Below are 18,957 nucleotides of genomic sequence, written 5' to 3'. Positions count from 1 at the left end.
GTTTAGTCATAGAAGCCTCGCCTATTTGATACAAAGCATGAAGATACTGCTATGCTTTAACCTTTTTCAGCAATAAAATCAGGAAGTTATGTGTAAAAATATTAAAAAATATTGTCTGCCGCAGCGTTTTTTGCTGTGGCTTTTTGGTATTTGGCGAATGCTGATAAAATTTGCTACTCGTTATTAGTGATTATAAATGGTGGAAAAAGTATTTATCCCTAAATTTTTACATAAAGTAACGGAAGGCGAGAAGATTGTCAAAAAAGAAATGTAGGAATAAAAAATATTAAAGCTTTTGTCGATTACATGAAACGAGTGCTTTTTTATAGTATGATATGAATAAAACATTTATGACGTTTCGGAGGCAACCAGATGGAAAAACAATTTAAATCAGGTTTTATAGCAATTATTGGTAGACCAAATGTTGGAAAGTCTACTTTTATGAACCGAGTGATAGGACAAAAAATAGCAATTATGAGTGATAAACCTCAGACAACTAGAAATAAAATACAAGGTGTATTAACCCTTCCGGATGCCCAGATGGTGTTTATTGATACACCTGGTATTCATAAACCCAAACATCAGCTTGGTGACTTTATGGTGAAAACAGCTATAAATACATTGAATGAAGTAGATGCAATTCTATTTATGATTAATGCGGGTGAAGGATACGGAAAAGGGGATCAATTTATTATAGATCGCCTGCAAAAGGTGAATAAGCCTGTCTATTTAATCGTAAATAAAATTGATCTTGTCCACCCAGATGAACTCCTGCCGCTGATTGACCAATATAAGGATAAGCATAACTTTAAAGAAATCATTCCGATTTCAGCTTTGCAGGGTAATAACGTAAACCATTTGTTAGATGTTTTGAAGGAGCAATTAGTAGAAGGACCGCAATATTATCCGGAGGACCAAATCACGGATCATCCAGAGCGCTTTATCATTAGTGAATTAATTCGTGAAAAAGTGTTGCAATTTACCAAAGAAGAAGTACCACACTCTATAGCGGTAGTTATTGAGAATATGGTACATCGTGAAAATGGTAAATTGCTTATTCAAGCAACTATCATTACGGAAAGAAAGACACAAAAAGGGATTCTAATTGGTAAGCAAGGATCAATGCTTAAAAATATTGGAAAAGCTGCACGGAAGGATATTGAAAAACTACTTGGTACAAACGTGTTTTTAGAACTTTGGGTAAAAGTTAAGAAAGATTGGAGAAACAAGCAAAGTCAACTTCAAGAGTTTGGCTTTCGCAGTGATGAGTATTAAATAACCATATTAACAAGCTGTTTTTGCCTAATGTGAACTGCTTTTACGTTAGAACCAAAGTGTAATTATAATTGAGAGTTCTATTTGTTACTATGGTTCAATAATACATGGTAAATTTTAATACTCATTTGTTTTGTTCTTGTGGTCATTCTAAGTAATAAGTTACATTTTCAAACATTTTAAAGAAAGGTGGGGGTTTCTTGTGATCGATTTAACCTGGAAGTTATTTAGTCAAACGGGAAACATTGAAACCTATTTAATCATGAAAGAGTTAGAAAATGAACAAAGCCTTTATGAATCACAACAACAAGATGAGACAAATGAAACTCCTATGGATACAAGACTATAACGTATAGTTTGAAGTTCGCTTAGAGAAAGGTGACGCTAATTGTTAGAAAAAATACAGGGTGTTGTGTTAAAAACGCGTGATTATGGGGAAACACATAAAATTATAACGATTTTTAGTAAAAAGCTAGGTAAGCTTTCTGCTATTGCAAAAGGTGCTAAAAAACCAAAAAGTAGAATGGCTGCTGTGACGCAGCCATTTATCTATGCAGAATTTCTAATGTATGTTAATAAAGGTCTCAGTACGATACAACAAGCGGAGGTCATCGATTCTTTTCGTTCCATACGTGAAGATATTGTTAAAACAGCTTATGCAGCATATCTTGTAGAATTAACCGATAAATTAATGGATGATAAAAAACCAGATGTATTTATTTTTGAACAATTTTTCCAAACGATGCAATGGATTAATAAAGAAGAAGACGCTCAAATCCCGCTGATGATGTTTGAATTGAAGCTATATCAAAAAGGCGGATTCGCACCAACAGTGGCATGTTGTAGTCATTGTAAAACGACAACGCCTCCGTTTGCGTTTTCTATTCAGGAAGCAGGTTTGTTATGTTCATCGTGCAGAAGTATGGACTCACAAGCTATTGATTTACCAAAAGGGGTTGCAAAATTATTATCGATCTTTGCTTCTGTTGAATTACAACAAGTGACAAGCATCTCTGTGAAAGAATCAAATAAACGATTATTGCGGGAGTTATTAGATCATTATTATGATTATTACGGTGGATACTATCTAAAATCAAGAAAGTTTTTGCAACAATTGGATCTGTTGAAATAAGTTGACAGTCATTACTGTTTCGCTTATTATTCATACATAGAGGATTATATACCGAATATATGCTGAGATGAAGAACAGTACTTTTGTGCCCCTATCGATAGCGAGCTCAGGATAGTGTAAGCTGAGTAGTTAGGTCAAGAGGAAAGGCGCTTCGGAGCATGGTTAGTAAAAGTGGCTTTTATAAAGAAGCAAATAGGGTGGAACCGCGGTTTAAACCCCGTCCCTATGTCCAAAGGACATAGGGACGGGGTTTTGTATTGCACTACTGTAATGGAGGAAAAAATGATGAATATTCAAGAGATGATCTTAACGTTACAAAAATATTGGTCAGAGCAAAATTGTATTCTCATGCAGGCGTACGACGTTGAAAAGGGAGCGGGAACCATGTCACCAATGACACTGTTACGCAGCCTTGGTCCAGAGCCATGGAATGTTGCTTATGTGGAGCCTTCAAGGCGACCTGCAGATGGAAGATATGGAGAAAATCCTAACAGACTTTATCAGCATCATCAATTTCAAGTTATTATGAAGCCTTCTCCGGATAATATTCAAGAACTGTATTTAGGATCGTTGGAAAAATTAGGCATTGACCCGCTTATCCATGATATTCGGTTTGTTGAGGATAATTGGGAGAATCCGACTTTAGGTGCAGCAGGGCTTGGATGGGAAGTGTGGCTGGATGGTATGGAAATTACACAATTTACGTATTTTCAGCAAATTGGCGGATTAGAGGCAAATCCAGTTGCTGTGGAATTGACCTATGGGATTGAACGATTAGCCTCCTATATTCAAGATCGAGAGAATGTATTTGAATTAGAATGGACAAACGGGGTAACAGTAAAAGATATCTTTTTCCAACCTGAATATGAACATTCGACGTATACATTTGAAACATCCAATACGGAAATGTTATTTGATTTGTTTACAAAATATGAGCAAGAAGCGAAAGATACGATGGAGAAGGGTCTAGTATTCCCTGCCTATGATTATGTGCTTAAATGCTCCCATACATTTAATTTGCTAGATGCAAAAGGTGTTATCTCCGTAACAGAACGAACAGGGTATATTACAAGAATTCGCAATTTAGCAAGAGGTATTGCTAAAACGTATGTAGCTGAAAGAGAGCGACTAGGATTTCCAATGTTGAAAAAGGAGGAGCAATGACATGGCAACAGATGCTTTATTTGAAATCGGACTGGAAGAGTTACCAGCTCGCTTTATTGATGATGCAGAGAAGCAATTACATGATAAAACAGCTGCTTGGCTTGAAAGCTTGCGTATTTCATTTACGAATTTAACAACGTATTCTACACCACGTCGTTTAGCTGTACTTATTGAAGGACTTGCTGAGCAACAATTGTCCATGGAAGTAGAAGTGAAGGGGCCTGCAGAGAAGATTGCAAAAGATGAGACCGGTAATTGGACAAAAGCGGCCGTTGGTTTTACGAAGGGACAAGGAAAAACAACGGATGATATTTATACAAAACCGTTTAACGGCACAACCTATATTTTTGTCAAAAAACATATTGAAGGAAAGAATACGATGGATCTCCTACCTGGATTTAAAGATATTATTACATCGATTAACTTTGGCAAAAATATGCGCTGGGGTACACAAACAATGCGGTATGCCAGACCAATTCGCTGGTTAGTTGGCTTATTTGGGTCAGCTGTTGTTCCTTTTGAAATCGCAAATGTATCTAGTAGTAACACTACTTTTGGTCATCGGTTTTTAGGAACGCAAATAACCATTAATGAACCGAAGAGCTATGAAGAACAATTACATCAACAGTTTGTTATCGTAGATGCAAAAAAACGTGAAGCAGCAATTTTACAAGGGATACGTGAATTAGAACGAGAACAATCGGTTCACATTCCGATTGATAAAGAATTATTGAATGAAGTAAGGAATTTGGTAGAATTCCCACAAGCATTTCTAGGCTCGTACAAACGCGAGTTTTTATCCATTCCTGAAGAAGTACTCATTATCTCAATGAAGGAACATCAACGTTATTTTCCTGTTCGAGCGCAATCGAGAGGAGAGCTATTACCATATTTTGTTGGGATTCGTAATGGTGACGATACGTCATTGAATACGGTGATTAAAGGCAATGAGAAAGTGTTGCATGCACGGCTTTCTGATGCAGCGTTTTTCTATGATGAAGATCGAAAGCGTTCCATGAGTGAATTTTTAACGAAACTAAAGCGAGTTGTGTTTCAAGAAGATCTAGGAACCATTCATGAAAAGGTAGAACGCGTCATCATACTAACTCGACTCATTAGTCAGCATATTGAATTACCGACTGCAGATATTAATCGCGCTGTCCGCGCTGCAGAAATAAGTAAATTTGATTTAACTACCAGTATGGTAAATGAGTTTACCGAGCTACAAGGGGTTATGGGCGAAAAGTACGCTGCTTTTTATGGAGAAGATGCGATCGTCGCTCAAGCAATTCGAGAACACTATTTACCAAAATCTGCAAATGGTGCTTTGCCCGAAACAGCGGTAGGTACGGTTGTTAGTATCGCTGATAAATTAGATACCATCACAGGCTGTATCTCTGTTGGGCTAGTACCAACAGGATCCCATGATCCGTATGGATTGCGCCGCCAAGCAATTGGGATTTTAAGGATGATCCATGCGAATAAATGGGATATATCTGTCGAAAAGCTTATCGGACTAGCTTTGCAAGTATATGCTACTTCCAAAGTACAGCTTGAAAATCAGGATGAAGCAGCTACTATCATTGAAGATTTCTTTTTGCATCGCGCGGCTTATATTTTAAAAGAAACAGGAATTGAACAGGACATTATTCATGCCGTATTACATCAAGCGATTGGTAATTTTACGTATAGTTTAGCAAAAGCGGAAATTTTATCATCAAAACGGAATGATGAAACTTTCAAATTATCACAGGAAGCTTTTGTCCGCGTATTAAATTTAGCCCAAAAAGCAGATTCCATCGTTATGGATCCGACATTATTAAAAACCGATTCTGAAAAAGCGTTATATGAAAAATATTATTCCGTTAATCAAGCATATCGTCAGTCAATTCGGGATGCTAAAGAGGATTTACAACTGTTAGAACAATTAACAGAGCCGATTCACCAATTTTTTGATCAAAATATGGTGATGGTAGACGAAGACGATATTCGTAATAATCGATTAGCACTGTTGCATCAAATTGGTCAATTAATCTATAGCTACGCAGATGTAACGAAAATCGAGTGGAAACAAAGTTTTTGATTGAAATAGCCAAATCTTAGGTGTCCTTGAAAAAGACAAAAAACTTTTTCTACGTAGCACACCTCCTGAGATCGACCGTGTACAGGGCGAACGAATCGGGGATTTAGATGCCGCCCGCAGACTTTTTTGAGTCTACTCGGGCTCTTAGTAGGAGGGGAGAGGGGTCTTCCATTCGGGATAGATATGGCACAGAAAACTTCTTTATTCGTTCGTTTTCTTGTGCAACCGGCATTATTTTGGCATTCTTATTCCTTTTATCTGCAAACCGATGATAGATTTAAAAGTATAGAATGATTTCTCATTCTGTCTTGGTTCGTCTATAATAGGTATATGGTTAGATCGTCTTGAGGTGGTGAAGGCATGGATTTATCAAATAGACAAGAAGAAATAATTGAAATTGTAAAGGAAAATGGTCCAATCACTGGGGAGAATATCGCTGAGCGTCTTCATTTGACGAGAGCGACATTACGTCCGGATTTGGCCATTTTAACCATGGCGGGTTTTTTAGATGCCCGCCCTCGAGTTGGCTATTTTTACACAGGAAAAACGGGCAATGAATTGTTAACGGAACAGGTAAGAAAATTAAAAGTACATGAATATCAACATATACCGATTGTTGTGAAGGAAAGTGTTTCTGTATATGATGCAATCTCAACGATGTTTTTAGAAGATGTGGGTACACTTTTTGTAGTTGATGAAGAGTCTTGCCTTACAGGAGTATTATCACGAAAGGATTTATTACGTGCAAGTATTGGGAAGCAAGATTTAAATGCCATTCCGGTGCATATCATCATGACAAGAATGCCTAATATAACAGTTTGCCGGAAAGATGATTTGTTAGTAGATGTAGCTCAAAAGCTAATGAACAAACAAATTGATGGCATCCCAGTCGTTAAAGATTCAAAGTCCGGCTTGGAAGTTGTCGGTAGAATAACAAAGACGACAATTACGAAAGCATTTGTTGAATTGATTATGGATGATCATGTTTAACAAAAGAGAGAGGAGTATATGGTGATGTATACGCAACCTGTATATGTATTATCAGATTCAGTAGGAGAGACTGCGGAACTAGTTATTAAGGCTGGTTTAAGCCAATTTAATCATGGAACATACAAAATTCAACGTATTCCGTACGTAGAGGATAAACAAACTATTGATGAAGCTTTACAGCTTGCGGTAGAGAGTAAGGGACTTATCGGTTTTACGCTTGTTGATCCTATTCTGAGAAACTATGTAAACGCACGGGCAAAGCAAATGAATCTTGAGGCTATTGACATTATGGGACCCGTACTTAAATCCATGGAACGTGTATTTGAGCATGCCCCACGCATGGAAGCGGGCTTGGTTCATAAGCTGGATGAAGATTATTTTAAACGGATTGAGGCGATTGAATTTGCAGTGAAATATGATGATGGACGGGATTCCAGGGGCATCGCAAGAGCAGATATTGTCTTAATCGGTGTATCCAGAACTTCCAAAACTCCCCTTTCGCAATATTTGGCACATAAACGTCTGAAAGTTGCTAACGTGCCAATTGTTCCTGAGGTCGATCCTCCCGAGGAATTGTTTGAAGTGGAGGCAGCAAAATGTATAGGGCTGCGTATTAGTGCTGAAAAGTTGTATGAAATTCGTAAAGAAAGATTACGGGCTTTAGGTCTTGGAGATCAGGCAACTTACGCGAACATGGAGCGTATTCATAAAGAATTAGAGTATTTTGATAAAATTGTTAATAAAATTGGCTGTAAAGTCATTGACGTATCTAATAAAGCTGTTGAGGAGACAGCTAATAGTATTAGACAGATCGTTAAAAAGTGAGGGAGAGAGAATTTGATCTTTCTCCTGAAACTTTTTCCTTGCAATAAAAAGAGAAGAAACCGAATAGCATATGATTAAGAAGTAACTGGGATGGAGATAATAAAAATTTAGGAACGTTTTATTAGCTTTTTTTTTTGGATTATATTATAATAACATTTTGTACTGTACACATATAGAAATGATTTATTTAAATAGTAAATGTATATGTTAAATTTAATCAGAATATCTATGATTGATTTGTTAAAAAAAGCAAGTTTTGATTTTTATACGTAAATAGAATAGAATGAGGTTTTGTATGTTAATTCGTTTTAACGATACGATTTGAGTATTTCGTATGACGTTAATGTCGTTTTTTGATGCAAACGTACTAAAATATCTTATTTCAAGCAGGAATTTATAACATTGATATAGAATACTGTTAATAAAGAGCAATACTTCTATTTGTTCTACGTATGATAAAAGGATATTTTATATCTAGGGAGTTTAAAATAACAAATTTATGTCAACCTTATCCTTCAACTTTGTCTCCACACCTTATTTAGAAGGAATTTTTTTCGGGAATAAAAAAAATATTGTCGAAATTTAAAGGATTTTCATTATGGAAGGCGAATAATTAATAGCATGGTGATGTCTTATGGCTAATCAAATTCCTGAATCATTTATAGAAGAAATTCGTAAGGCAAATGATATTGTTGATATTATCGGGGACTATATCCAGCTAAAAAAACAGGGGAAAAATTATTTTGGATTATGTCCTTTTCATGGAGAAAAGACGCCATCCTTCTCTGTAACTCAAGACAAACAAATTTTTCATTGTTTTGGCTGTGGAAAGGGTGGAAATGTTGTCACCTTTTTAATGGAAATGGAACACTTCTCATTTTACGAAGCTATCCAATTTTTAGCTGAACGAAGTGGAATTTCAATGCCGCAAAATGTACAAAGGCAAAAAGAAACTTCTTTGTCTCAGGAAAGTCAAGATATGTTATCTGCACATGAATGGTTGACGAAACTATATCATCATTTATTGCGCTTTACGAAAGAAGGAAAGGAAGGTTATGCATATTTAAAAGATAGAGGGATAGATGAAGAAGCTGCAGATGCTTTTCAACTGGGCTTTAGTCCGAATACAGATCAGTTTACAGCCGAATTTCTCAAAAAAAAAGGATATCACGAACAATTGCTTGTCAAGGCTGGTCTACTTCAGATAAATGAATTAGGACAAACTACTGATCGTTTTCGTGGGAGAATTATTTTTCCGATTCGTAACCATTTAGGAAAAACAGTTGCCTTTGGAGGGCGAGCAGTTGGTGATTATAAGCCAAAGTATATTAATAGCCCGGAAAGTGAATTGTTCCACAAAGGAAAATTACTTTATAATTTTGATCTGGCTAAAAGATATATTCGTAAAGAAAACGAGGCAGTTTTATTAGAAGGGCAAATGGATGTCATTGCTGCGTATCAAGCAGGAGTTCGAAATACAGTAGCTACTCTTGGTACTGCTTTAACAGAATTTCAAGCAAAATTACTAAAACGCTATGTAAATACCGTAATTATTTGCTATGATGGGGATCGCGCCGGGTTGGCTGCTGCTTACAAAGCTGCTGTCTTATTACAACAATGCGGATGCGAAGTGAGAGTTGCATATCTGGAATCAGATATGGATCCAGACAGTTTTATTCGTACGCATGGAGGACAAGCTTTTAAAAATGAAGTAATTAAAGCTAGTGATACTTTTATGACTTTCTATATGCGATTTTTGAAGAAAGATTATCAATTAAATCTGGAAGCTGATCGTATAGAATATGTTGAAACAGTACTAAAGCGGCTTGCTATGGTTGATAGCCCTATTGAACGGGAATATTATCTGAAAGAACTAAGCAATGAATTTGAGATTTCCATGGATGCTTTAAAAGACGAAATTTCCAGATATCGTGAAAAGATTGGAATAAATAAGGATAATCAACCAAAGAACAGATATACTAGTAGTACAGTGTGGAATACGGTAAAAACAAAATTATTGCCCGCATTTCATAATGCAGAACGGCAGCTAATTGCATATATGCTACAAGACGAAAGTATAGCGGCGAAGGTTCAAGAAAAAATTGGAGCAAGTTTTCATATAGAGGCACATAAGATTATTGCTACTCATTTATATGCTTATTATGAAGAAGGAAACGAGCCTGATGTTAGTTTGTTTTTGGAAAAGATTAAAGAAACAAACCTGCAGCAGGAAGTAACAGAAATTGCCATGTTACCGTTACAGGAAAATATAAGCGATAAGGAATTAAATGATTATATTCAAAAGATTGTAGCTAACCAGACAGAAAAGGTGACAATACAATCATTAAAAGAACAGCAAAAATCTGCAGAAAAACAAAATGACCCTATAAAAGCAGCGCAAATTGCTAAACAGATTATTGAAATAAATCAGCAATTGAAGAATACAAATTGATTTTATTGTACTCTGGAAGGAGGGGGACTCATGGCCGAAAATAAGTCTTCACAAACGAAAGAAAATGAGCATGAACTAACATTAGAACAAGCAAAAGATCAGTTAGTGGAAATTGGAAAAAAACGTGGTGTTCTGGCATATGAAGAAATAGCTGATCGGTTATCTAATTTTGCTATTGAGCCTGATCATATGGATGAATTTTATGAGTACCTTGGAGAACAGGGGGTTGAAATAATCGGTGAATCCGAAGAAGACCCTACGATGCAGCAAATAGCAAAAGAAGAAGAATTTAATTTAAATGATCTCAGTGTACCCCTAGGTATTAAAATAAATGATCCTGTACGTATGTATTTGAAGGAGATTGGGCGCGTTGACTTATTGTCAGCAGCAGAGGAGATTGATTTAGCGACAAGAATCGAACAAGGCGATGAAGAGGCAAAAAAACGTCTCGCTGAAGCGAATCTACGTCTAGTTGTCAGTATCGCAAAGCGGTATGTCGGTCGTGGCATGCTGTTCTTAGACTTAATTCAAGAAGGGAACATGGGTCTTATTAAAGCTGTAGAAAAATTTGACCACCGTAAAGGCTTCAAGTTTAGTACCTATGCAACATGGTGGATTAGGCAAGCCATTACTAGAGCAATAGCGGATCAAGCTAGAACAATTCGCATTCCTGTACACATGGTTGAAACCATTAACAAGTTAATTCGGGTGCAGAGACAATTATTACAGGATTTAGGCAGAGAGCCAACACCTGAAGAAATTGGTGAAGAAATGGAGCTTTCGCCAGAGAAAGTACGAGATATTTTAAAAATTGCGCAAGAGCCTGTCTCGCTTGAAACACCTATAGGTGAAGAAGATGACTCTCATTTAGGTGATTTTATTGAAGATCAAGAAGCAGTCTCTCCTTCTGATCACGCGGCTTATGAACTTCTTAAAGAGCAACTAGAAGATGTATTAGATACACTTACAGATCGTGAAGAAAATGTACTTCGATTACGCTTTGGTTTGGATGATGGTCGTACTAGAACACTAGAAGAAGTAGGAAAAGTATTTGGCGTAACCCGTGAAAGAATTCGTCAAATTGAAGCAAAGGCATTACGGAAACTAAGACACCCTAGCAGAAGCAAACGATTAAAAGATTTTTTGGATCAATAAAGTAATTGTCATTAGGCAATGGTCGCCATTGCCTGGTGACTTTTCTATGTCACAAGCTGAAACGGGGTGATTACAAATAGAAGAGCGAAAACAAATTATAATCAGTGAAATAGAGTTTTGGAAAAAACATAAATTATTACCCACTGAATATTGCGACTTTTTGTTAACATTATATACGAAGGGAAACTACGCCCCATCAAACCGTAAAGATAAGCTGATTTTCGCAGCACAAGTTACTTTTTTGTTGCTTATGATACCGTTTTCAGTTCTTATTGTCTATTTTACGCAATTTCAGATATTTTTGCAACTAGCACTTTTAATTCTTTTTTTAGGTTACTCCTTAATGGTGTATTGGTCAGCGAAAAAAAAGCAAGCAAATTTTCTTTATTTTCCTTTAGTCATTGCGTTACTGGTCGCGTTATTATTTACCGTACATGTAACCACGTATTTCTTTAGTGGAGTTATTGTGTTTTGGCTAATTGGAGGACATTTTTTATTTTGGATATTATATGGATGGTTTAATAAAATCTATTTTTTAACGATTATTGGTTTTACTTCTGCTTTGTTTTTACTTATTTATACCATTTTATAAAATTTCATAGCGAAACACTTTAAAGAATTGTATTTTTCAAGTAAAATGAATATAGTCTTTTGGAGTTACCAGTGCTCTTTCAAAAAAAGGACGGCGAAAATCTAGCGGTTCGCGCCTTTTTTGAACAGCAAGAACTAATAACAAATGGGGATTACATAAGGAGGAAGTGGAATGAAAAGGAACCCTGTTATCCCTTATGCATTAATTGCAATTTTAGGGATACTTGCAGTAATTGTAATTTCAGTTGTAGGGTTAGGTCAACGTGATGACATCCAACAAGCAGCAGAAGGCGGCGGGGAAAAGACGGAAGAAAGCCAAGAAGGGGAAACGGCTGATGATCCTGAAGCCATTTACGAAACGAATTGCGCAAGTTGTCATGGTGGTGACTTATCTGGGGGCATGGGGCCAGACTTAACCCAGGTAGGTAGCAAATTATCGAAAGATGAAATCCAAAATATAATCATTAATGGACAAGGGCAAATGCCTGCTGGAATGGCTAACGAAGCAGAAGCGCAAGTGTTAGCAGAATGGTTAGCAGAAAAGCAATAAGCATTTGCGAAGGAAGGATACAAAGGAAAAGCTTTCTGCTCTGTAACAGAAAGCTTTTCTTTATCTTTTTGTACGATAAGAAAGCATGAAAATTTTGGCATTGGGATACCGATATAACGGAATAGCCACGTCCGGCTTCAGAGCCCAGCAACTAGGCGACTTTAGAAATGCGCCCTACGACAAGTCATCATCGGTTCGTGGTTAAGAGGAAGGCCGACTAAAAACGGGCTTGTCGCTCAGGCGTCGGCATACTCCTGTTGCAGGAGCATGATTCCTAAAACTTTAGTTGCTTCGTTCCAGTCGCTACGTTGCTAATCGGCCGCCCCACGCCTTTGTTCTTTAAGCGAAGAAGGTTTTGTAAATAGATAAATGTTAAGTGCTAGCCACTTTCCTTATTAAAGGCTTACAAGCCATGGGGCGTTCAACAATAAACGTCCACTACGCATCTTAATCCCGAATGTAAGGTGCCGTAAGGTTCGCTTCAGAATCCCAAGTAGATAAATAGAAGTTAAGTTGGGATAATGGCATCTAAATTTCCTATTTGTATTCTAGGGTTTTTAAATCTCACCTGTGGACTAATCCCCAGTAGGAATGAAAGAACGCCACGGGTGAGTTTTAATTATTGTGCTCGGATGCTAGTCTTCACTAAAAAGCCTTGAATCTTTTATTAATTCATACCTTTTTACGTAATAATTCGTGATTGGAGGATAGAACGTGAACGTTAAGATTTCGAAACGACTGGAGCAAGTAGCTTCATTTCTGCCTAAAGGAGCAATATTTGCAGATATTGGCTCGGATCATGCATATTTACCGTGCTATGTATGTCAAAAAGATCCTATGGCAGTTGCTATTGCAGGAGAAGTAAATAAAGGTCCATATCAAAGAGCAGTGGAGACAGTTCAGGCGTATAGTCTTCAAGGGCAGGTTGAAGTTCGGCTTGGCAATGGGCTAGAAATAATACAAACAAATGAGGTGCAGCAAGTGGTCATTGCTGGTATGGGTGGTACATTAATTCGAGATATTCTTGATAGAGGACAAGACAAGCTACCAACCACAGACCAAATTATTGCGCAGCCGAATGTAGATGCAAGAGCCGTTCGGAAATGGTTAGGTATTCATGGATTTACCATTACTGATGAAGATATAATAGAAGAGAACGGACACTGCTATGAAATAATCAACGCAAAGCGCTTAAGGATTTTTGAAAAACAACATATAATGGATGAGAAAGCCTTATTATTTGGTCCTATATTATTGCGTAAAAAGCCACCAGCGTTCTACAAAAAGTGGGCACAGGAAGCAAATAAGCTGGAGCGTGTGTTAGAACAAATGAATCAAGCCACCAAAGTAGATCAAACGAAACAGGAACAATTTATGCAAGAATGGAAATGGATGAAGGAGGTAACCAAAGATGAAAAGTGAATGCATTACTGGTGATGTTTTTCAATATATGGAACAACTAGCGCCAAGACAATTGGCTTATAACTGGGATCCAGTCGGCTTGCAAGTTGGGAGTCACAACAAGCCCGTAAAAAAAATAATGGTTACTCTAGATGTGCTGGAGTCTGTTGTAGATGAGGCAATTGCTGAAAATGTGGATGTTATTATCGCTCATCATCCATTATTATTTAAACCTGTCCAGCAAATTAATACAAATTCACCTACTGGCCGTATTATACAAAAACTGTTATCGAATGATATAACGGTATATGCTGCACATACTAATTTAGATATAACGAGAAATGGGGTAAACGATGCATTATGTGATGCTATAGGTATAACAAATACTCATGTTCTCGTTGAGAAGGAAAGCGAACCGTTGATTAAGCTAGTTGTTTATGTTCCAAAAACACATGTAGAAGAAGTAAGAAATGCGATGAGTGAAGCGGGAGCTGGGCATATCGGAAATTACAGCCATTGTACATTTCAAACAAATGGACTAGGAACCTTTAAGCCGCTAAAAGGAACCGACCCCTTCATTGGATCTGTAGATCAGCTTGAACGAGTAGAAGAAGTAAAACTAGAGTCAATTATTGAGCAAAGTAAATTACCTTCTGCACTAAGGGCAATTCGGCAATCGCACCCGTATGAAGAGCCAGCGTATGATTTGTTTCCGTTAAAAAATGAAGGAAACGTATATGGTCTTGGAAGAATAGGCGAATTAGCAAAAACTGTCGATTTAAAGGCGTTTTGTGAGCACGTTAAAGCTTCTTTAAAGCTCGATCATCTACGTGTTATTGGAAGGTTGGACAAGCAGGTTAAAACGGTTGCGGTGCTTGGAGGAAGCGGAGAAAAGTATATTTATCAAGCTAATAGACAAGGGGCCGATGTGTTTATAACAGGGGACATGACGTTCCATCTTGCCCAAGACGCACAAGAAATGGGCTTGGCAGTGATAGATGCTGGGCACTACGCTGAAAAAGTGATGAAAACTTCAGTGCAGGAATATTTAGTATCTTGCTTTAACGATACAAATGTAGAAGTAATTGTTTCAACAACGAATACAGATCCATTTCAATATGTGTAAATGAATACTCTGAAATGGGAAGGGGTACATGCATGAATCATACATTTCAAGAATTTACTTTTGTTCCTGTTATGGAGCAAGTAATTAAACAGTTAGAATTTCAAGAACCAACATCAATCCAAAAGCAAGTTATTCCAGCTGTTTTAGATGGAAAGAGCGTAATTGGACAATCGAAGACAGGCTCAGGGAAAAGTCATGCTTTTTTATTGCCATTGCTTAATGGGATCGATGAGGATAAAAATCAAGTTCAAGCAGTTATAACAGCACCAACGAGGGAACTAGCTACACAGTTATATGATGAAGTTAAAAAGATCGTTCGCTATGCTGATAAAGAAGGGAAGTGGACTGCAAAGCTGTTGGTTGGTGGTACCGATAAACAAAAAATGATGGAAAAGCTGAAGCAGCCTCCTAAAATCATTGTCGGAACACCAGGTAGAATTTTGGATATGGTGAAGGAAAATGCAATATCTATTTATACAGCCAATACCTTCGTCATAGATGAAGCAGATTTAATGCTTGATTTAGGATTTATCCAAGAAGTGGATCAACTATTAGTTCGGTGTCATCCTAATGTGCAGATATTAGTGTTTTCAGCTACCATCCCGCAAGCTTTACAGCACTTTTTTAAAAAATATTTGCAACATCCGGTACACATAAAAATTGCTGATGAAATTTCTCCCGAAACGATGGAGCACCGCCTTATTCACTTGAAGCAAAGAGAAGAAGCAACGATCATCGCTGAGATTTCGAAGGTGATCCAGCCTTATTTGGCTATCATCTTTACAAATGGAAAAGAGAAAGCAAATGAATTAGCTGCTTCTCTTCAGGGGAAGGGAATAGAGGTAGGTCTGATTCATGGTGGGTTATCTCCTCGAGAGCGAAAGCGTGTATTGAAAGAGATTCAAAATTTACGCTATCAATATATCGTGGCAACAGACTTGGCAGCGCGTGGCATCGATATTAAAGGCGTTAGCCACGTGATTAATGCGCAGTTGCCTAAAGAAGAAGACTTTTATATCCACCGTGTTGGCAGAACAGCACGAGCAGGTATGGAAGGCACGGCGATTAGCATTTATCAGTCGGAGGACTTACCACTCATTAAAAAGTTGGAAGAAAAAGGTTTAGTTTTTACGTATGTGGATGTTCGTGATGGAGAATGGCATACGGCAAAACCGTGGAATCAACGTTCGCTCCGCTCAAAACAGGGGACTGATATGGATAAGGAAGCATGGAAACGAGTAAAAAAAGCCAAAAAAGTAAAACCAGGATATAAGAAAAAATTGCAACAGGAAAAAGAAGCGATTAAAAAGCGATTATCCAAAAGCAAATATAAAAAGAGGTAGTACGTATTTAGGAGAGGTGAACGTAATGTTGAAAATCGGGTCACATGTATCGATGAGCGGTAAAAAAATGTTACAAGGTTCCTCGGAAGAAGCGGTATCTTACGGTGCGAATACGTTTATGATTTATACAGGCGCGCCGCAAAATACGCGCCGGAAGCCCATTGAAGAGTTGAACCTTGAAGCAGGTAAAGCGCATATGAAAGAGCATGGTATTGAGGAAATTGTTGTCCATGCGCCGTACATTATTAATATTGGGAACTCTACGAAACCACAAACATTTCAATTAGGAGTCGATTTTTTAAGAAGTGAAATCGAACGAACGGACGCTATTGGAGCAAGGCAAATTGTTCTACATCCAGGTGCTCATGTCGGTGCAGGAGTTGATACAGGGATCAAACAAATTGTGACAGGGTTAAATGAAGTTTTAGAAAAGAATAAGGATGTTGAAATTGCCCTAGAAACGATGGCTGGAAAGGGTTCTGAAATAGGTAGAAATTTTGACGAATTAGCTAAAATTATAGATGGGGTAACCCATAATGAAAAACTATCTGTTTGCTTCGATACATGTCATGTACATGATGCCGGATATGATATTGTGAATGATTTTGATGGGGTCCTAAATGAATTTGACAAAATTATCGGCGTAGACCGAATAAAAGTAATTCATGTCAACGATAGTAAAAATGAGATAGGAGCACATAAGGACCGACATGAGAATATCGGCTTTGGTCATATCGGTTTCGATGCTTTATTATATGTCATTAACCATCCGCAATTAACGGAGTTACCGAAAATTTTGGAGACACCTTATGTAGGAGAAGACAAGAAAAATAAAAAGCCTCCATACCGATATGAAATCGAAATGATCAAAACTGGGAAATTCGATAACGAACTAATAGAAAAAATTATGGCGCAATAAAAATTGTGAACGAAAACCCCTTTATTCACGAAAAGTTATGAGATAAAGGGGTTTTTCATGGAAATTAGTGCTTGTGGATAACGAAATAATCGAATAGCCACGTCCAGCGTATGAGCCCAGCAACGACACGGGTTAAATGCGCCCTAAGATAAGCCATCATCTGTTCGTCCCTAAGAGGAAGGCCGACTAAAAACGGGCTTGCCGCCCAGACGTCGGCTTACCCGTGTTTTAGTGGCATGATTCCTTTATTTCCGTTTATTCGTTCCAGTTGCTACGTTGTTAAACGGGCGCTTGCGCCTTTGTTCTACTTTTTTATCACGTGTATGCATGACCCTAATTCAGGATTAGAATAATCTGTCTACACCAAGTCTGAGATGAATGAAACCTCATGGAAGAATCACTTTATCTGCATGGAACGGGTATTATTAGGATGTGATATTCCTAAGTGTAAGTAGTGGATACACTGCAAGACAAATGTTCAACGCCCTTTCAAGGGTCCTTTGGGTCATATGCTTGTGGTATTTACTATTCGTGAAGGAATAAGCAAAACCACTAATTAAATTTCTGCTATGCCTACATCGTTAACGAAATAAATGGCCCAGTCCATAAGAATGAATAAGGTCATTAAATAATTTTTGTGCCTTTTTTGCTGTTGCTGGATCTGTGATGTGCGCTAGTTCTTGCAGCATTTTTTTCCTTCCTTCTGCATGAAATGGATCTACATTATGCTGTTTTAAGTAATTGGTTATCTGTTCTGCCTCTTGAGCCGTTAAAGAAAATCCATATTGTTTTCCATAGTAAATTATTTCCTGAACGGACAACTGTTTTAATTTCTTTTGAATGATATCTTTAATGAAATTTGCCATCCCTTTAACTCCCTTTAAAACGTTCTACCTTACTATATGTTTTACGGGGAGTAAACTCAACTTGTCCTTGTTAATTTTCAGTATATACAAGCCTTTTCCAATTAATAACATCTGTAAAATTGATAAAAAAACATAAGCTAAGTGTGTACCTCAAATGAAAAAGGAGGTCTCATACAATGGATCAATATCCGAATAGAGGAATGAAGGATGTTGAAGAACCACCGAATTATGGTGAAGAAAGAAAAAACCAAGATTTCGTTGGTGTTGAACCAGACAGCTCAAGGGATGAAGAATTTGCTACTGAAATAACTGCAGATGATGTAGGCTCAGAAGTAAATGAAGATATAGATGGAAGTACAACCTTTGGATGGGTTGGTATTGCGTTATCCATTATTTCGTTTTTTATCTGGCCAATCGTTTTTGGTACTGCAGGTATTGTTCTTGGATTTATGTCTAGGAGTAGAGGTGCAGATGCATTAGGGAATATTGCAATAGCAGCAGGAGCAGTCTCTATTCTAATCACATTGTTTATTTTACCATTTGTTTAAAGGAAGGGCGCTTGCTCCTTCCTGTTTTTTTGTTCAATGATGAGAATGTTGTAAAATATCCTCCCTTAAGAATAATAAAAGGTAAAATGTATAGTTTTGACACACGTTGGCGAATTAAAGGAATAAATGGACTTATCTACATTTGTTTGTCTAATAATATTTAGGAAAATAGTATATTTCACCCGGTGATAGGGAAAAAGGATCTGAGTTAGGGTTACTCAATTGGAAATCGCTTAAAATCTGACTTACATCTAAATCTTGATGTAATTGAGGGTTTATCCGCTCAACAATAGAAAGAACGGTGTCATCTGCCTGTACTTTGATAGGGATAACATGATAAATAGTAGAAGAGGGGGCATCACGAACAGCCTCACCTTCTTTTTGGGAATGGATATTTTCTTGCGTGATATCCTGATAAATAATATAAATAGCCATAAAACAAGCGATTAAGGAAATCATTTTTTTGATAAAATCCATAAAATTAACTCCTTGTTATGAAACCATTCGTTACCCAAAAACGTATAAAATATAAGTAGT

Annotated in this window: 18 protein-coding genes and 1 other annotated feature; of the genes, 16 read left to right on the top strand and 2 right to left on the bottom strand. The window is 37.2% G+C overall.

Going from position 1 to position 18,957, the window contains the following annotated elements:
• The first annotated feature begins 372 nt into the window (after nucleotides 1–372).
• From era to D1839_RS03495, 15 genes are all read left to right on the top strand, one after another.
• Complete coding sequence (era, locus tag D1839_RS03565; RefSeq protein ID WP_120378642.1) at nucleotides 373–1,275, top strand: GTPase Era; 903 nt, start codon at nucleotides 373–375, stop codon at nucleotides 1,273–1,275.
• 202 nt (nucleotides 1,276–1,477) lie between these two features.
• Nucleotides 1,478–1,624, top strand: a complete 147-nt coding sequence (locus D1839_RS03560; protein WP_120378643.1) for a YqzL family protein — start codon at nucleotides 1,478–1,480, stop codon at nucleotides 1,622–1,624.
• A 39-nt stretch (nucleotides 1,625–1,663) separates the two neighbouring features.
• A complete protein-coding gene (gene recO / locus D1839_RS03555) occupies nucleotides 1,664–2,407 on the top strand; it encodes a DNA repair protein RecO (RefSeq protein WP_120378644.1) in 744 nt (247 codons plus the stop codon).
• A gap of 55 nt (nucleotides 2,408–2,462) precedes the next feature.
• Nucleotides 2,463–2,635 (top strand) — a binding site (T-box leader).
• Nucleotides 2,636–2,692: 57 nt separating this feature from the next.
• The gene (gene glyQ / locus D1839_RS03550) at nucleotides 2,693–3,571 is read left to right on the top strand and encodes a glycine--tRNA ligase subunit alpha (RefSeq protein ID WP_120378645.1); all 879 of its coding nucleotides are present in this window, start codon (nucleotides 2,693–2,695) and stop codon (nucleotides 3,569–3,571) included.
• 1 nt (nucleotide 3,572) lies between these two features.
• Nucleotides 3,573–5,654: a glycine--tRNA ligase subunit beta gene (glyS, locus tag D1839_RS03545; protein WP_120378646.1), complete on the top strand. Its 2,082-nt coding sequence runs from the start codon at nucleotides 3,573–3,575 to the stop codon at nucleotides 5,652–5,654.
• Between the two features lie 360 nt (nucleotides 5,655–6,014).
• Nucleotides 6,015–6,644 (top strand): helix-turn-helix transcriptional regulator, encoded by a 630-nt coding sequence (locus tag D1839_RS03540; RefSeq protein ID WP_120378647.1) that lies wholly within the window; start codon nucleotides 6,015–6,017, stop codon nucleotides 6,642–6,644.
• A gap of 24 nt (nucleotides 6,645–6,668) precedes the next feature.
• Nucleotides 6,669–7,469 carry a pyruvate, water dikinase regulatory protein gene (locus D1839_RS03535; RefSeq protein ID WP_120378648.1) on the top strand — a complete coding sequence of 267 codons (801 nt, stop codon included), beginning with the start codon at nucleotides 6,669–6,671 and terminating at the stop codon, nucleotides 7,467–7,469.
• Nucleotides 7,470–8,103: 634 nt separating this feature from the next.
• Nucleotides 8,104–9,921 (top strand): DNA primase, encoded by a 1,818-nt coding sequence (gene dnaG / locus D1839_RS03530; protein WP_120378649.1) that lies wholly within the window; start codon nucleotides 8,104–8,106, stop codon nucleotides 9,919–9,921.
• A gap of 30 nt (nucleotides 9,922–9,951) precedes the next feature.
• Nucleotides 9,952–11,076, top strand: coding sequence for an RNA polymerase sigma factor RpoD (gene rpoD, locus D1839_RS03525; protein ID WP_120378650.1), 1,125 nt, complete (start codon nucleotides 9,952–9,954; stop codon nucleotides 11,074–11,076).
• Nucleotides 11,077–11,419: 343 nt separating this feature from the next.
• The gene (locus D1839_RS03520) at nucleotides 11,420–11,668 is read left to right on the top strand and encodes a hypothetical protein (protein ID WP_147358272.1); all 249 of its coding nucleotides are present in this window, start codon (nucleotides 11,420–11,422) and stop codon (nucleotides 11,666–11,668) included.
• Nucleotides 11,669–11,839: 171 nt separating this feature from the next.
• Nucleotides 11,840–12,217, top strand: coding sequence for a cytochrome c550 (gene cccA, locus D1839_RS03515; RefSeq protein WP_120378652.1), 378 nt, complete (start codon nucleotides 11,840–11,842; stop codon nucleotides 12,215–12,217).
• A 714-nt stretch (nucleotides 12,218–12,931) separates the two neighbouring features.
• Nucleotides 12,932–13,639 (top strand): tRNA (adenine(22)-N(1))-methyltransferase, encoded by a 708-nt coding sequence (locus tag D1839_RS03510; protein ID WP_120378653.1) that lies wholly within the window; start codon nucleotides 12,932–12,934, stop codon nucleotides 13,637–13,639.
• Nucleotides 13,629–14,744, top strand: coding sequence for a Nif3-like dinuclear metal center hexameric protein (locus tag D1839_RS03505; protein ID WP_120378654.1), 1,116 nt, complete (start codon nucleotides 13,629–13,631; stop codon nucleotides 14,742–14,744). The genes D1839_RS03510 and D1839_RS03505 overlap by 11 nt, the downstream gene beginning before the upstream one ends.
• Nucleotides 14,745–14,776: 32 nt before the next feature.
• Nucleotides 14,777–16,087, top strand: a complete 1,311-nt coding sequence (locus D1839_RS03500; protein ID WP_120378655.1) for a DEAD/DEAH box helicase — start codon at nucleotides 14,777–14,779, stop codon at nucleotides 16,085–16,087.
• A 25-nt stretch (nucleotides 16,088–16,112) separates the two neighbouring features.
• Entirely contained in the window at nucleotides 16,113–17,006 is an 894-nt protein-coding gene (locus D1839_RS03495; RefSeq protein ID WP_120378656.1) for a deoxyribonuclease IV, read from the top strand.
• Between the two features lie 581 nt (nucleotides 17,007–17,587).
• On the opposite strand, the gene D1839_RS03490 is transcribed toward D1839_RS03495, so the two are convergent.
• Nucleotides 17,588–17,872: a DUF2624 domain-containing protein gene (locus D1839_RS03490; RefSeq protein ID WP_120378657.1), complete on the bottom strand. Its 285-nt coding sequence runs from the start codon at nucleotides 17,870–17,872 to the stop codon at nucleotides 17,588–17,590.
• A 176-nt stretch (nucleotides 17,873–18,048) separates the two neighbouring features.
• Here D1839_RS03490 and D1839_RS03485 point away from each other — a divergent pair, with 176 nt between their 5' ends.
• A complete protein-coding gene (locus D1839_RS03485; protein ID WP_120378658.1) occupies nucleotides 18,049–18,420 on the top strand; it encodes a hypothetical protein in 372 nt (123 codons plus the stop codon).
• 150 nt (nucleotides 18,421–18,570) lie between these two features.
• On the opposite strand, the gene D1839_RS03480 is transcribed toward D1839_RS03485, so the two are convergent.
• Nucleotides 18,571–18,897 carry a hypothetical protein gene (locus D1839_RS03480; protein WP_120378659.1) on the bottom strand — a complete coding sequence of 109 codons (327 nt, stop codon included), beginning with the start codon at nucleotides 18,895–18,897 and terminating at the stop codon, nucleotides 18,571–18,573.
• Nucleotides 18,898–18,957: the final 60 nt, after the last annotated feature.

This window comes from Roseburia sp. 1XD42-34 (genome assembly GCF_009917385.1).
Taxonomy (GTDB): Bacteria; Bacillota; Bacilli; order Bacillales; family Amphibacillaceae; genus Virgibacillus.
Note: the sequence above shows the minus strand (reverse complement) of the source record. Positions and strands in the feature narration are given on the sequence as shown.

What these genes read in the sequence shown, in the direction of transcription:
- era (WP_120378642.1), top strand. Translation starts at nt 373, where the DNA reads ATGGAAAAACAATTTAAATCAGGTTTTATAGCAATTATTGGTAGACCA.
- glyQ (WP_120378645.1), top strand. Translation starts at nt 2,693, where the DNA reads ATGAATATTCAAGAGATGATCTTAACGTTACAAAAATATTGGTCAGAG.
- glyS (WP_120378646.1), top strand. Translation starts at nt 3,573, where the DNA reads ATGGCAACAGATGCTTTATTTGAAATCGGACTGGAAGAGTTACCAGCT.
- D1839_RS03540 (WP_120378647.1), top strand. Translation starts at nt 6,015, where the DNA reads ATGGATTTATCAAATAGACAAGAAGAAATAATTGAAATTGTAAAGGAA.
- D1839_RS03535 (WP_120378648.1), top strand. Translation starts at nt 6,669, where the DNA reads ATGTATACGCAACCTGTATATGTATTATCAGATTCAGTAGGAGAGACT.
- dnaG (WP_120378649.1), top strand. Translation starts at nt 8,104, where the DNA reads ATGGCTAATCAAATTCCTGAATCATTTATAGAAGAAATTCGTAAGGCA.
- rpoD (WP_120378650.1), top strand. Translation starts at nt 9,952, where the DNA reads ATGGCCGAAAATAAGTCTTCACAAACGAAAGAAAATGAGCATGAACTA.
- D1839_RS03520 (WP_147358272.1), top strand. Translation starts at nt 11,420, where the DNA reads ATGGTGTATTGGTCAGCGAAAAAAAAGCAAGCAAATTTTCTTTATTTT.
- cccA (WP_120378652.1), top strand. Translation starts at nt 11,840, where the DNA reads ATGAAAAGGAACCCTGTTATCCCTTATGCATTAATTGCAATTTTAGGG.
- D1839_RS03505 (WP_120378654.1), top strand. Translation starts at nt 13,629, where the DNA reads ATGAAAAGTGAATGCATTACTGGTGATGTTTTTCAATATATGGAACAA.
- D1839_RS03500 (WP_120378655.1), top strand. Translation starts at nt 14,777, where the DNA reads ATGAATCATACATTTCAAGAATTTACTTTTGTTCCTGTTATGGAGCAA.
- D1839_RS03495 (WP_120378656.1), top strand. Translation starts at nt 16,113, where the DNA reads ATGTTGAAAATCGGGTCACATGTATCGATGAGCGGTAAAAAAATGTTA.
- D1839_RS03490 (WP_120378657.1), bottom strand. Translation starts at nt 17,872, where the DNA reads ATGGCAAATTTCATTAAAGATATCATTCAAAAGAAATTAAAACAGTTG.
- D1839_RS03485 (WP_120378658.1), top strand. Translation starts at nt 18,049, where the DNA reads ATGGATCAATATCCGAATAGAGGAATGAAGGATGTTGAAGAACCACCG.
- D1839_RS03480 (WP_120378659.1), bottom strand. Translation starts at nt 18,897, where the DNA reads ATGGATTTTATCAAAAAAATGATTTCCTTAATCGCTTGTTTTATGGCT.